This is a genomic window from Acinetobacter shaoyimingii (assembly GCF_011578045.1).
GTDB lineage: Bacteria > Pseudomonadota > Gammaproteobacteria > Pseudomonadales > Moraxellaceae > Acinetobacter > Acinetobacter shaoyimingii.
Map to the genome: position 1 here is coordinate 3,156,458 of NZ_CP049801.1, position 14,517 is coordinate 3,170,974.

Annotated in this window: 16 protein-coding genes; 6 read left to right on the forward strand and 10 right to left on the reverse strand. The window is 37.4% G+C overall.

The window, feature by feature from the left end; genetic code table 11:
• Nucleotides 1-12: 12 nt before the first annotated feature.
• The 5 genes from G8E00_RS14315 to ispH form a co-directional block, all read right to left on the reverse strand.
• A complete protein-coding gene (locus G8E00_RS14315; protein ID WP_166225684.1) occupies nt 13-807 on the reverse strand; it encodes a PilX N-terminal domain-containing pilus assembly protein in 795 nt (264 codons plus the stop codon).
• Nucleotides 804-1,727 (reverse strand): PilW family protein, encoded by a 924-nt coding sequence (locus G8E00_RS14320; protein ID WP_166225687.1) that lies wholly within the window; start codon nt 1,725-1,727, stop codon nt 804-806. The genes G8E00_RS14315 and G8E00_RS14320 overlap by 4 nt, the downstream gene beginning before the upstream one ends.
• 1 nt (nt 1,728) lies before the next feature.
• Nucleotides 1,729-2,241, reverse strand: a complete 513-nt coding sequence (gene pilV, locus G8E00_RS14325) for a type IV pilus modification protein PilV (protein WP_320077573.1) — start codon at nt 2,239-2,241, stop codon at nt 1,729-1,731.
• Nucleotides 2,241-2,729 carry a pilus assembly FimT family protein gene (locus G8E00_RS14330; protein ID WP_166225693.1) on the reverse strand — a complete coding sequence of 163 codons (489 nt, stop codon included), beginning with the start codon at nt 2,727-2,729 and terminating at the stop codon, nt 2,241-2,243. Before G8E00_RS14330 ends, pilV begins: the two co-directional genes overlap by 1 nt.
• Nucleotides 2,730-2,867: 138 nt before the next feature.
• Nucleotides 2,868-3,821 carry a 4-hydroxy-3-methylbut-2-enyl diphosphate reductase gene (gene ispH, locus G8E00_RS14335; RefSeq protein WP_166225696.1) on the reverse strand — a complete coding sequence of 318 codons (954 nt, stop codon included), beginning with the start codon at nt 3,819-3,821 and terminating at the stop codon, nt 2,868-2,870.
• 133 nt (nt 3,822-3,954) lie between these two features.
• Between ispH and gmk the strand changes: the two genes are divergently transcribed.
• The 6 genes from gmk (at nt 3,955) to bfr (ending at nt 8,757) form a co-directional block, all read left to right on the forward strand.
• The gene (gene gmk, locus G8E00_RS14340) at nt 3,955-4,575 is read left to right on the forward strand and encodes a guanylate kinase (protein ID WP_166011179.1); all 621 of its coding nucleotides are present in this window, start codon (nt 3,955-3,957) and stop codon (nt 4,573-4,575) included.
• Between the two features lie 75 nt (nt 4,576-4,650).
• Nucleotides 4,651-4,932: a DNA-directed RNA polymerase subunit omega gene (gene rpoZ, locus G8E00_RS14345; RefSeq protein WP_166011181.1), complete on the forward strand. Its 282-nt coding sequence runs from the start codon at nt 4,651-4,653 to the stop codon at nt 4,930-4,932.
• Between the two features lie 202 nt (nt 4,933-5,134).
• Nucleotides 5,135-7,237: a RelA/SpoT family protein gene (locus G8E00_RS14350; RefSeq protein WP_166011183.1), complete on the forward strand. Its 2,103-nt coding sequence runs from the start codon at nt 5,135-5,137 to the stop codon at nt 7,235-7,237.
• 73 nt (nt 7,238-7,310) lie between these two features.
• On the forward strand, nt 7,311-7,694 hold the full coding sequence (locus G8E00_RS14355) for a RidA family protein (RefSeq protein ID WP_166011185.1): 384 nt from the start codon (nt 7,311-7,313) through the stop codon (nt 7,692-7,694).
• A 171-nt stretch (nt 7,695-7,865) separates the two neighbouring features.
• The gene (locus tag G8E00_RS14360) at nt 7,866-8,060 is read left to right on the forward strand and encodes a bacterioferritin-associated ferredoxin (RefSeq protein ID WP_166011187.1); all 195 of its coding nucleotides are present in this window, start codon (nt 7,866-7,868) and stop codon (nt 8,058-8,060) included.
• A 232-nt stretch (nt 8,061-8,292) separates the two neighbouring features.
• Complete coding sequence (bfr, locus tag G8E00_RS14365) at nt 8,293-8,757, forward strand: heteropolymeric bacterioferritin subunit Bfr (protein WP_166011189.1); 465 nt, start codon at nt 8,293-8,295, stop codon at nt 8,755-8,757.
• 65 nt (nt 8,758-8,822) lie between these two features.
• Here the strand turns inward: bfr and G8E00_RS14370 are convergent, their stop codons facing one another.
• The 5 genes from G8E00_RS14370 to G8E00_RS14390 form a co-directional block, all read right to left on the reverse strand.
• The gene (locus G8E00_RS14370; RefSeq protein WP_166225699.1) at nt 8,823-10,475 is read right to left on the reverse strand and encodes a PglL family O-oligosaccharyltransferase; all 1,653 of its coding nucleotides are present in this window, start codon (nt 10,473-10,475) and stop codon (nt 8,823-8,825) included.
• 138 nt (nt 10,476-10,613) lie between these two features.
• A complete protein-coding gene (locus G8E00_RS14375) occupies nt 10,614-12,260 on the reverse strand; it encodes a PglL family O-oligosaccharyltransferase (protein ID WP_166225702.1) in 1,647 nt (548 codons plus the stop codon).
• 65 nt (nt 12,261-12,325) lie between these two features.
• Nucleotides 12,326-12,676: a prepilin-type N-terminal cleavage/methylation domain-containing protein gene (locus G8E00_RS16505; protein WP_166225705.1), complete on the reverse strand. Its 351-nt coding sequence runs from the start codon at nt 12,674-12,676 to the stop codon at nt 12,326-12,328.
• Nucleotides 12,677-12,880: 204 nt separating this feature from the next.
• Nucleotides 12,881-13,441 (reverse strand): TPM domain-containing protein, encoded by a 561-nt coding sequence (locus G8E00_RS14385; RefSeq protein ID WP_166225708.1) that lies wholly within the window; start codon nt 13,439-13,441, stop codon nt 12,881-12,883.
• Nucleotides 13,435-14,499: a TPM domain-containing protein gene (locus G8E00_RS14390; RefSeq protein WP_227591430.1), complete on the reverse strand. Its 1,065-nt coding sequence runs from the start codon at nt 14,497-14,499 to the stop codon at nt 13,435-13,437. The genes G8E00_RS14385 and G8E00_RS14390 overlap by 7 nt, the downstream gene beginning before the upstream one ends.
• Nucleotides 14,500-14,517: the final 18 nt, after the last annotated feature.

Here is a 14,517-nt window from a genome sequence, read left to right on the forward strand (position 1 = left end):
ATTTCCCCTAACTTAAGGTGCTTCAATTTGTTCATAAAATGTTTGTAAGTTAAATTCTTGCGTTTGACTATTTACAGGTATACCTAAACCAGCCAAACAACTTGCAACTGTTTTAAAGTCTGCTTGTTCTGGATCGGTATTATCATTTATATAACCAGGTTTTGAAGCATCTACACCTATACATGCTTGAGCTTTAGCAAGATCTGTTGCATATGATGGAACGATTGATGTTGTTGTGATTCGTACACGCTGTTGGTCTGCAATATTTATTTGAGAACTAGTACCTGAACTCAAATTGGTTCCTCTTGGCAAAGAACCACCTGGTGCAATTTCATCCATTTCTGTTTGAGGAATTTTGATTGCAACTTGGGTTACAATCGCCTTTCGACTACTACCGAAATCTTTTTCTAAATTACAAAATCCATCTGCTCCACCAGTCGCGACTGTAGCCAAGCCATCTTTACTAGATGGCACTCTTAAAGTTGTTACACCGAGTGAAGCTCCAAATTTTTCACTTGATGTAGGTCTATAACAAAATATATATTCTTTACCTGGCTCTTTTTTATTTTCTTGCAAGGCATAGCCAATTACTCCACTAATATCATAAACTTTAGATACATCACTCGTATAAAACTGATTCAATGGTGTATCTGCCGTTTGACCTAAAAGTTGACCTAACTGAGCATTTGTTGAAATATTTAAGGAAGTTAATGCAACACGTATAGCAAGCACCCCTACTATCGTAATCATTAGGAGTACAACTAAAACAACAATGAGAGTTGCACCTTTTTGAGATTTTTTAATCATAGTGTTTCCCCCAAAGCATTACGTAAGGCTACTGTCGTCACATATAATCGACGCAAATATGGTGTCTTTGAATCAGTTGAACTCAGATTTGAATCATCTGTTGCTTCAGTTCCTACTGAAGGGTCGACCATTTTACTTGCTGTACTATCTTTGGATCGAACAATCACTTCAATTTTCACGGAGACAATTCTTGGAGGCTCATTGGAAGCAGATCGGGCATTATTTGCCACTTCAATATATTTAGGAATTGTGTAATAACCTAAATTTTCGCCTTTATTTGATTGTGCACCTAAATAAAATTTTAAATGGTCGACACGTGGCATAATGATCTCACCCTGATCATCACCACCGAAATTCTCAATAGAAGCAGCCGTTGTTCCATTAGGTTTATTTGCATCACATGCCAATGCAAGATCATTAGCTTGCCCATTGGCATCTGGTCTCAAAAAATATCTTTGAATAACATACTGATCTTTTTCTACAAGTTGACCTTCACAATTCACCATATCATTAGGTGCAATAAATTGAATGGTTAGTTGATCGCTTTTGATGTTTACGTTACTCGGCAAATCGGACTTAGTAATATCATCATCACCTACGGCAGAACTGATTACATTGAAATTGCCATCAGTTGTTGATCTTGATAAAACAATACCACCTGAAGTTGTTTCATCATTTAAATTGGGGCGGGTAATATTTCCAAAATTAACCAATCGAACATCTCTGGCAATATATTCAAGACCAAATAAACCACTATCTTGTAATTCAGCACTCGCTTGTTGCATACGAGTAGAAATCAATCCTCCCATAAACAATTGCAAAGCTGCAGCACTAATAATAATTCCTAGTCCCAACGCAACCAGTAACTCAACCAATGTAAAACCTTGGGTATTTTTAATATTTATTATTTTAATTTTCATATTAATAAGCTTCCATCATTATGCAATTTGCAAGCGGTTTATAAACACCATTGGAACTCATACAATCGCTATAATTTGTTTTATCGGTTATTTTTGTATCTTTCCAAACTGCAAACAAACACTTTCTTTCAATGGATTGAACACCTGGGCAATTCGTCATCGTAATATTTATGCCAAGCTGATAAGCAGTTTTCCCAACCAAATATGCATCGTAAGCAGCCATATTTTTCGCACTACAACTCGTATTTAAACATTTAGTTTGTATTGTTGGTTTAGTGGTCATATTGGAATATTTTTGAACTTCCTCAGCGTAGAATTCTTGTCCAGATTTATTCGCTCTTATACTTTCAGTTAAGCCTCTTAAAAGCGTCGTAGCCTGTGATCGAGCCAAGGATTCACCACTCGCCTCCACCGCCCGGAATTGAAGGGCTGCAAAACCTAAAACACCAACGGCAAGAATGATTAAAGCCACTAAAACCTCAACCATTCCAACCCCAGTCTGATTGGAATTCATTAACATGCCCCCCCTTTGACTTGTTCAACACCACCAATAATTGAAATATTGATATTCTTAGATTCCGCTTCACCACAAAAACTGAAGGTTTTCTTCTCTTTTGCAGTTCCATCAGCATTAAATGAAGCACCAATAGCTGAACTACTTGATAACGTAATGGCTTTGGGAATGTTTGCAATAAAAACTCTATTTTGTTGAATTAGTTCAGATGCAGAACTTGTCGATCCCAACTCATTTTCAACACATTTTTCTTTGGTGATCTCTTTATCTGCAGTATCTTTATTTGGACAAACAACAACAAAATTTCTTACCAATGAGGCTTTCGATCTTGCTTCATTTAATACAACTGACATTTCCCTAGCAGCATCATCCAAACTCTTGGTCTGCATCATGGTATTAAATCTTGGAAGAGCCATTGAAGCCACAATGGCTAATATAGCCAGTGTAATCATCAGCTCTATTAAGGTAAAAGCTTTATTTTTATTCATTTTATCCAGAAATCACAAAAAAATACGCTATTAAAAATAATAAACGTTTTGCATACAAATCCAATACAACATAGATAAAAGGTAAAAAAAATCAGATAACTGCAAATTACAGTTATCTGATTCTATAGTTTTGTGATTTTATTCAGCTTGTACGACTTGTATTCTTAACTCTTTTGGAAGACTAAAAGTAATATTCTCCTCAGTACCTTTAAGCTCCTGCGGTGCGATCGCACCCCAATCTTGTAAACGCTGAATCACTTGTTTGATTAAAATTTCAGGCGCTGAAGCCCCAGCAGTCACACCAACTTTAGCATGAGCAGCAAACCATTCCTGCTTCAATTCATCTGCATTATCGATCAAATACGCATGTTTCCCCATGCGCTCAGCCAGTTCACGTAATCGGTTTGAATTTGACGAATTTGGTGATCCAACCACTAAAACCACATCACATTGCGTTGCCAAATCACGAACCGCATCTTGCCGATTTTGCGTTGCATAGCAAATGTCGTCTTTACGAGGACCCTGAATCTGAGGGAATTTACGACGCAAGGCATCAATGACTTTTGCTGTGTCATCAATAGACAACGTTGTTTGTGTGACAAAAGCCAGTTTTTCAGGGTGACGAACTTTTAGCGCATTAACATCATCTTCATCTTCAACCAGATAAATATCTCCGCCTTTGTTTTTGTCATATTGACCCATGGTGCCTTCAACTTCAGGATGACCTTCGTGACCAATTAGAATTGCCTCTGTACCTTCACGGGCATATTTTGTCACCTCAATATGCACTTTGGTGACCAAAGGACATGTTGCATCAAAGACTTTAAGACCACGGCGTTCAGCTTCTTGTTGTACCGCTTTCGATACACCATGCGCACTGAAAATCACAATGTTGTCATCCGGAACTTCATCGAGTTCATCGACAAAAATCGCACCACGCTGACGTAAGTCATCAACCACAAATTTGTTATGCACCACTTCATGTCTGACATAAATGGGTGGACTAAAACATTCGAGGGCACGGTTTACGATCGCAATAGCACGGTCCACCCCTGCACAAAAACCACGCGGATTAGCCAATACAATTTCCATAGAGTCCTCAATGTTCATTTAAATTCATGGACGATTCACAATAAATTTTCAAACAAAATGCGAATTGCTATTTAGTTTGAATCTCGTCTGCTCTAAAATAGAGAAGATATTTTATCATATCAGGAAAAATATCATGTCGGGTCTCTTGTTTGTCGTTTCGGCTGCATCCGGAACAGGCAAAACATCTTTAGTGAAAGCCCTACTTGAGCGTGTCAGCAACTTACACGTTTCTGTTTCTCACACTACCCGTGGTCAACGCCCTGGCGAACTTGATGGCGTTCACTATCACTTTACCGCTAAAGAAACCTTTCTCGAACAAGTGCAACAAGGTGGTTTTATCGAATACGCTGAAGTATTTGGTAACTACTATGGTACATCTCAAGCTACTGTAAAAAAACAGTTAGCTAAAGGTCATGATGTTTTGCTTGAAATTGATTGGCAAGGTGCTGAGCAGGTACGTAAGCTTTTTCCTGAATCGAAACAAATTTTTATTTTGCCACCGACTCAGTTTGATTTACGTCAGCGTTTGTCAAACCGTGGCACAGACTCAGTAGAAGTGATCGAGCATCGTTTAAGCTGTGCAGTTGAAGACATGCAACAGTATGTCAACTTTGACTACATTATTTTAAATGATGACTTTAACAAAGCGCTTCATGATTTAGAGTCTGTTATTAATGCCAATCGTCTCTCATTGCAACAGCAAGCGATTCGTCATCGTGATTTGATTCAAAAATTAATTACCCCGAAGCACTGATTAAACTTGAGTCTACAGCGAAAGCATTTTATACTGTTTAGTCTGTTAAAAATTTATATACAAACGAGAACTCTTATGGCACGCGTAACCGTTGAAGATTGTTTAGACCATGTAGACAACCGCTTTGAGCTTGTACTAGTGGCAAGCAAACGCGCGCGTCAACTTGCTCGCCAAGGTATTGAGCCGACTGTAGAATGGGATAACGACAAACCAACAGTAGTTGCTTTACGTGAAATCGCTGAAGGTCACGTGACTAAAGATATTCTTAAGCAACGTGATCAAGACTACCAAACATCTAGTCTTGACCTTGCTCTTTCAGCAAACAGCTTAAACTTGGATGGTTTCTCTTTCCAATAATTGTCAGCTGTATAAAAAAGCCTAGTTTTTGCACTAGGCTTTTTTATTCCTTTTTTTCAGAGAATCAGTCGACAAATAACTAAAAATTTGTTAAATAAAATGAATAGTTATTTTATTTAGCAAATTGACAAGTAGCGCAATTATGTTTTTTGATAAAAACATAGAATATATAGTGTTTTATTAACGAGTTAAAAGGTGCAATATGCCAGGCCCAATGGTCAGCCAAGCCAAGCAACAATTAAAAAGTATCATCGACGCGTATTTAGATGTAGGCGATGTCGATCGAGTTCTTGTTGCTTGTGATTATGCCGATATTGCACACGATGGTATAACTCGTAAAAGTGGTGAACCTTATATTCTTCATCCCATTGCTGTTAGTTGCATTTTGGCGCATATGCGTCTAGATGCAGAAACACTTATGGCTGCCCTGCTCCATGATGTCATTGAAGATACAGAATTTAGCAAAGAAGACATTAGCCAAAAATTTGGGCGAATTGTTGCTGAACTAGTCGATGGTGTGACAAAACTCAGCCATTCCAGCGATAAAGAATATAATAAAGCCGCATCCTTCCGAAAAATCCTGCAAGCCACGCTTCACGATCCGCGAGTGATTATTGTTAAACTTGCAGATCGGTATCACAACATGACTACTCTCGGTGCACTTCGACCTGATAAACGTGCCCGTATTGCTCAAGAAACCTTTGATATTTTTGTACCCATGGCACGACTAGTGGGTATGAATGAAATGGCTGATAATCTTGAATTGCTCTGCTATCAAAATCTTGACTTAGATATGTTTAACAACGTGCAAGAAGCGTTATTAAAAACCAAACCTGAACGTTGTAAATATCAAGCCACGTGGGAACAAAAGCTTGGTCAGCTACTCAACGAACATAATTTCCCAGGTCGCATCAAAAAGAAAAATAACAATATCGAACTCCTTCGCCACTTTGTCAAAAATGAAATTGATCTTCAAGAATTGACGCATAGTCATGCTTTTGAAATTATTTTACAAAGCATTGCTGACTGTGACAGTCTGGTTGAAGCACTCAAAGAAAATTTCCAAGTTTTACATTATGAAGATCACATTCGTCGCCCGCTTCCTGGTGGCAACCAATCTTTAATGATTCGTTTAAAAGGTGAAAAAACCACTTTATCTTTAACCATACAAACTGAGTTGATGCGTAAAGCAGCACGATTTGGTTTAGTGTTAGGTGAAAATGCCCCTCAAGCGTGTCGCTCAGCGATTCAGGCATCCATGCAAAATCTGAATTTGTTGGTTGGTGGCGATTGTGCCAAAACCACATTCAATGATCTTTTAGACTATTTGCATCAAGAAAAAATTTGGGTCTATACCCCACATGGTCAGCTACATGAATTGCCTCAAGGCGCAACAGTTGTTGATTTTGCCTACTCTGCGAGCCTATTTCTTGGCAATCATGCTGTAGGGGCAAAAATTAATGGTGAAATGAAGCCATTGTCGACCCCACTTACCAGTGGTCAAGTGATTGAAGTGATTACGGATGTGTTGGCCTCACCAAATCCAGATTGGCTTAGCTTTATTAATACACAAAAAGCGCGCCGTTCTATTCAAAACATTTTAAAAGACCAAGATATTGAAGAACAACGTTTAGTTGGACAACAAGCCTTGAATCGTGCGTTAAAACTTTATAATGTTTCAATCAAAGATCTGTCTGAAGATGATTGGATTGAGCTTTTACAGTGGCGTCATTTACCCACTAAAAATGCCTTATTTGAAAAGATTGCAGTCGGTGATTTACTGCCACAATTGGTGGCAAACCATTTATTTGCACAAAGCAGTGATGAAAGTGTTACGTCTAATCGCTTGATCATTGGGACAGAAGGTATTGATGTTAAATATGCACATTGTTGTAATCCAGTTCTAGATGACCCGATTCAAGGACATTTGTCTCGTCGTGGTTTGATTGTGCATCGTGAACGCTGTCATAACCTACTCAATGAACAGCATCTTCATCCAGAAAACATCATGCCGTTACAGTGGACGACAGAAAAAGATGCTGAAATCAATTTCAATGCGTATTTGAGTATAGATTTAATGCTCAATGATGAACAAGTTTCTGAACTCATCTATGTCTGTCGCAAAGCCAAAATCGGGATTGAGTCAGTACGTAAACATGATGCGAAAACCTATTTAAATATTGTGGTGCATAATCGTAAAGAAATTGCTCAAATTATTCGTGAGTTACGCATGCAATTTGGTTTTCCACGCATCTCTCGCATGGCCATGCCTTTAGCTGTACCCGAGGTATCTAAAGCTGGTTAATCTTTTACGATTTAGCTTTCATGATCACCATGCATGCCTTATGATAATTTCATACGAACTATAGGAGAAAGCGATGTCCCGCCAAGTGATTCATACTGAAAATGCTCCAGCAGCTATTGGCACTTACTCTCAAGCTATTTTAGTAGGTGATACTCTTTATCTTTCAGGTCAAATTGGCTTAGACCCATACAGTATGGAATTGGTTACGGGAATTGAAGCGCAAATCCGTCGTGTTTTTGACAATGTAAAAGCAGTCTGCGAAGCAGCTGGTGGCAGTTTAACCGATATCGTAAAACTCAATATCTTTCTTACTGATCTTTCACACTTCCAGCTCGTAAACCAAATTATGGGTGAATACTTTGCTCAACCCTACCCAGCTCGCGCAGCATTGGGCGTGGCAAGCTTGCCAAAAGGGGCTTTAGTCGAGATGGATGGCATTGTAGTTATCTCAAAATAAAATCAATAAATTCAAAAACTTAACAGTTTTTAATTAATACCACCGATAAGGTGGTATTTTTTTATTAAAAAAGCCAATCAAGATAATCAGTATTTTAAATGAATGTCATTGACAAACGATAATAATTATCAATAATATCAACTATCGCATTTAACTTTGTGGTTGAGTCTTATGTACGTTTGTTTATGTCGTGGTATCACTGATCAAGATATTAAAGATGCCGTGGCTGAAGGTGCTGAATCATATCGTGAAATTCGTGAAATGTTAGATTTAGGGACCTGCTGTGGTCGCTGTGCCCCTGAAGCTCGCAGCATTATTAATGAAGAACTGTCATTAATCGCTGCACGCATTTCTATCGCCGCATAATAATTCGAATACCCCAACATAACCATAATAAGACAATGAATCTCAACTATTTCTCCTCCCGCTTTGACTCAAGCGGGATTATTTTTTTATAAAAACCCAATTTCACTGTATTTGATTGCGATTTTCATTTGCTGTTCCATAAATTACTCGTATCCCCAATTGAAGTTGTTTAAGATAAGGAAATAAATTGTCTTAAGTTGATTTAAGACAGACTGTTTTTGGGAGTTTTACAATGAAAGGCAATCGCGAAGTTATTAATCAACTCAATCAAGTGCTCTATCATCATTTGACTGCCATTAACCAATATTTTCTACATTCTCGTATGTTTAATGATTGGGGCATTGAAAAACTAGGCTCAGCAGAATACAAAGAATCTATTCGCCAGATGAAACATGCCGATAAAATTATTGAGCGTATTTTATTTTTAGAAGGTTTACCAAATCTACAACACCTTGGCAAACTGTATATTGGTCAACATACCGAAGAAGTGTTGAAATGTGATGTGCGTAAAGTTAAAGAAAACATTGAAGCATTACAACAAGCCGTAAGCCTTGCTGAAAAACAGTTAGACTATGTTACACGTGACTTAGTCCAAGAAATTTTAGAGAAAGAAGAAGAGTATTGGGATTGGACTACAACGCAACTTGACCTCATTGAAACTGTGAGCGTTGAAAACTATATTCAAAGCCAAATTTAATATTCAAATCGAATCTAAAAAAATCCCCGAATTCGGGGATTTTTTTATTATGACTAGAATTGCACTTACTTCTTGGCATCTACTCCTGATGGCTTAAGTAAATCTGCATAGCGATGCTCCTCTTTATGCAGTTCTTTTAAGATCCAAAGTTGATGTTCCGCCTCTTGTCGATGACCATTGAAAGCCAAAACTTGTGCGTATTTTAATAGGTCATATTTTGAAGCTAAGTTGGCGACCATTTTTCCAATATGTGCTAACTGCTCATTCGACATCTGTGTTTGTGAATCCAGCTGAATCCACCAAATTCGCTCTTTAAACTGTGTTAAAAGTAAAATATCTTGATCTAATATTTTTTGCTGAGTCGGATTAATTGGCGTTTTTTGTGCAACGATCGCACTCTGTTGTTTATATAAAATATAATCTTTCACCGAAATGATTGCACCAGCAATACTCAATGCGCCCACCAACCACAACCATTTTGCATGAATCGTGACTGAAGGCAATCTTGTATACTGCCCCTGAATAATTCCGAGTAATACGCCCACAGGTAATAAAAAATAAGCATAATGAAGTGGATACTCAAGCATGCCGTGTATAAGCACAGCACAGACCATGAGTGTAGCGACAATCGATATATGTTCTTTTACACCTTTATTTAACCAATATAACCATGCTACAAAATAAAATATTATGAGTAGACCCAATGGAATCCCGTTCCAAACCAACAGGTCTAAAACCATATTGTGTGCGCTTTTGTACCATTCATGCGTTGGGTATATATCAAAAGCGGCAATTTGTGCCATCCCTGTTTGGTTCCATCCATACCCCAACCAAGGATGTTCACCAATCGCAATCAGTACTTGTGTCCACATCTCTAGCCGCATAAAACCGGATGTTGCACGATTTACTACTGATGTGGTTTCCGTAACTTGCTGACCAAATACAGCACTGACGCCCTGATTTAAATAAGGTAAAAAGAAAATACACACGATAAAAAAACCGATCCACATTGCCAATTTCGGGAAATGCATGAGGTGAGGTCTTTTAAATTGTTTAATTGACCAATATCCCAAAACAAATAGGCACATGATCCAAGAAGTACGCGATTGTGTCAGTGCTAAACTAAAAACTAGCAGTAGTGCGATTGGGAATAGATATTGGGTTTTTATTTTTTGGGTTTCATAGAAATATAGACATGCCATCAATGACAGGCTAAATAATGTCGCTAAATTATTCGGTTGAGCCAAATTTGCATACGGACGGTTGCCTTTGAGTGGGTACATTAAGCCTGAAAAATATGAACTTATACTTAACCACTGGCAAAATGCGATTACACTTGAGGCTAGTCCAATGACAATAAAAAATGCACAAATCGCGCTAAACAGTTGCTCTCGATTTTTTGGTGTATCTGACAGATTATAGCCAACAACAATCATTGCCCAGAATAATATTGCGTAATTCAAACATGCCAATGCATTGCTCAAATAGAGAATTTGTCCAAATAAGAACTGCACAGCTGGTATCAACATCAATGGCAATAATAATATTTGCGGCTTTTCAATTTTGATCATTTTTTGATGAGATGCGAAAAGCAATGTTGCAGCCGCAATGAGGCTTAGTATTTCAGATCCGAAAGTTGGCCAAGGGGTCTGATGGTAAGGCAACAGGTAGGCTAATCCCAAAGCCAACGCTGAAATTAACAAAAAGACTTTGTTCATATACGCATAAGGTGAATTACTTTGAAGCTATTATAGGGCTTTGTTGTTTTCTATCTAAAATTATTTAGGATGAATAACTCCGAGCTTTGTAATTAATTCAACACCCAACCTTTAGGTCAGGTGCTGAATATGAATAAATTACTGTAAAGTGGCCTGCAAATTTTGCATTGAATAATCGGATTTAAAAAATTTATTTAAAATCAGAAGTTGATGTTCTGCTTCATTTTTTTGTCCATTGTATAAATAGATTTGCGCGAGTTTAACTAAATTAAATTGTGATGGATTGAGCTCAACAAACTTATGCATTTGTTCTAAATGCTCTTGGGTAAACTTTTGCTTTGGATCTATTGCAACCCACTCTGCATGATATTGCATCTCTGTCAAAACCCAATATTTATGCTCTAACTTAAAACTTTGATCATTTGGATTTTCCATTTTTGCCATTCGATTTAATGCAACAATTTTTGCTTTGGACTGATCTGCAAGCACATTAACATATTCTGTCCATACCAAATAAAGCCCTAGAGCATAAGCTATCACAATAAAATAACTCAATAGATTGGATACATTTACCGTTTTTAATTTTTTGAATTCGGAAAGTATAATTCCCAATAAAAATCCAACAGGCAGAAGGAAGTAAGAATATTGTAACGGATATTCTAACATAGCATGAATAAGCACCACACCTATCATTAACAATGCGTATATTGATGTCTTTGTTCTAGATTTAATAGATAATAAGAGGATTAAATAAGCAAAATAAATGACAATAATCCCACCAATAATGAGACCACACCATGTCAATATGTCCAAAATAATATTATGTGTACTTGAATACCAATAAGAAAAGCTTACTCTGTCTATATTTTGAATCAAGCTTAGACTTGTTTGATCCCATCCATAGCCAAAAACAGGTCGTTGCAATATCATTTCAATTGCTTGTTTCCATAGATCAAGGCGTTCATGCTGAGTTGTAGCTCTTGTCATAACATCCATTGTTTCTACAGTTTTTAAACCCAATAGTTTTTCGCTTAGATTAGATATTTTATCTTGTAAAACAATGCAAAGAATTAAGAAAACAGAGCAAATTGGTAAAAAATGATTTTTTAAGTTTAGATCTGCATGTGTTTTTTTGATCAAATAAAATACCACTATAAAAGCAATAGCGATCCAAGAAGTGCGCGATTGAGTCAATGCAATGCTAAACAAAAGAGTCAAAATAAATGAATAAGCCAAGTATGTTTTGATTTTTTTTATTTCTAATAAATAGAGTGTCGCAATAAAGCCCATAAATAAAAATGTTGATAAATGATTAGGCTGACCAAAATTGGCATATGGTCGTACACCTTTCAGTTCTATGACTGGAACATAAATATAAAGATCGAGCCACTGCGATATTGCAAAGACACAGCTGACCATAGCGCCAAACACCGTGGCGTAGCAGAACCAACTCAGAATGTCTTGTTCTTTGGATAAATTGTAGGCATATATAATAAGTGCAAAAAAAACAAAAATATAAAAAAAACTTAAATATGCTGTCGATATAAAATGAATCTGTCCCAACACATACTGAACAAAAGGAATCATCGAGATTAATGCAATGGGTAAGATAATCCGAGGGACTTGAATGCTTTTAATATAAAGACATGCAAGTAAAAAAAAGAATGCACTTAAAAATGCCAAGTATTCACTTACAAAAGATACCCATGAGGTTGCATCGTTTGGAAATAACCAAGCAACCGACGACACCACCAAAGCCAGCAAAATAAATGTTTTTTTAATCATCAATATCCCCATAAAAACCATAAAAAAAAGCCACCAAAAGGCGGCTTTTTTTTAATAAATTAAATTTATTCTTTCACTAGTTTACAAGTTGCACCATTGTTAAGGTCACAACTTACAGTAGCATGGTTACCTTTGTTGATAGTACCTGTAACACCAGAACTGATATCTTCTGGTTTAGTAATTTCAGTACAAGCACCACCTGATGGAGGCTCAGGAATATCAGCAGTTGTTTTATTAGGATCTAAAAATTCAACCAATGCAACATTTGCATATGCTTTAGTTTCACCTAAACACGCTTTGTCAGAAGCATTACGTGTGTAGTTTTGGTAAGCAGGAATCGCAATCGCAGCAAGAATACCGATAATCGCAACAACGATCATTAATTCAATAAGTGTAAAACCTTTTTGAACGTTCATAACATTTCTCCAATATTTTATGTATTTGGCTTTTAGTAGCCTTTATATGTCTGACTGATATGAGATAAATTTAAAAGTTCATAATCAGTTAACTGTTTTGTATTTTATTTTTTCTGTATATATTTACAACATATTTTTATAAGTTTGTTTTTTGTTGTAATTTTAGGTAAAAAAGTGACATTTTTTGTCAGTTTAAATCACAAATTAGTTCAATATTATCGGTTCATTTGTGATTTCATTCTCAATATCGTCAAATTCGTTGTTATAGAACGTATTTAAAATGTCACCTATCTGCTGAACTCCCAAAATCACTGCTTGACGATAATTTTTATTTTTCAATTCAGCCACCATAGCATCACAAATAGCCTGCCATTCTTGTTGTGTGGTTGCCTTATTAATACCTCGATCAATCACAATCTCAACTTTTTGCTCACATAAGTTGAGATACAACAGCACCCCACTGTTTCTCTCGGTGTCCCACACCCCAAGTTCCGCAAAGAGTTGTTGCGCGCGACATCGGGTATTTTGCATATAGGCCTGTGAACTTGGAATATGACCTTCAATCACCACTTGAATTTCACCCACATGCCCATGTTCAGCCTCTGTCACTGCTTGAGCAATGGCAAACTGATCTTGTTTATTAAAATAACGCTTCGATGCAGGCATGTAAAAAAAGTGCTTTAACCAACGTTTAAAGCTAGGCTGAACGTCTTGTTGCAATTTAGGTTGCGTAATAATTTCTGTTGTTTCTGTAGTCGTTACCATGAGCCTGATGCTCCTCCCCCGCCAAAACCACCACCGCCACCACTGTAGCCACCACCACCGCCAAATCCTCCACCACCAGAGCCCCCACGGCCTCCACCAGATAGAAACATTTGAAACAGCAATTGACCAATAGAGGTGATGAGTAATATAAAAATTCCCCCGCCCAAGATCAAACTCATGATCAAACCTGAACCATAAATCATACTTGCAGCAAAAGCAGTGACACCTGCAACAGAAGCACTTAAGCGATTTCCAATGATAAATGAAGCCACAATACCTGCAATCAAAATGAAGAACACTGTACTTAAAGTTCTTTGCTTGGCTTGTTGTTCGTGTATTGCCTGTGCTTGACGTTCTTTTAATTCATCCGCAGCTTTTTGGGCAATTTCAGGATCTAAATTTAAGATGCGTTCAATCTCATTTACCCCTGAAATCAAACCCTGCCCAAATGCATTTTGTTTAAAATACGGTGTAATTTGCTCACGGATAATCCGATTTGCCACAATATCTGGAATTACACCTTCCAAACCATAGCCTGTCGCTATATGCAGTCGGTGATCATTGATTGCAACCGCAATCAGTAAACCATTGTCTTGTTTTGCTGAACCCAGTTTCCACGTTTCAGCAGCACGCATAGCGTAGTCGAAAATGCTTTCCTGACCCGTGGTTGGCACAATAATAATGCCAATTTGCGCCTTGCCTTGATTATTTAAATTTCTGATTTTTTGATCAAGTTGTTGCTTTTCATCCGCAGATAAAATATTGGCCTGATCAATGACTGGCGCATTTAGACTTGGCAATTGGCGAATAGACTCACCCTCTGCCATATCATTTTCAACAGTCGCCGCAGGTACTTGTGGTGTTTGCTCAGCCTTTTGTGCGTTAGGATTGCTTGGCTGATTGACGGATGGAAGAACAGAACCGCCTTGCTGATCTGGCTGTATGATTTTTTTCAAAACCACAGCATCTTCAGCTTCAGCATCATTTGCTACCGCTGTTTCAGCCAATGCATTTTGAACACACAACACTGAGAGTGAAAGCAACCCAGCCAGCATCATCAGATTGAGTTGTTTCAA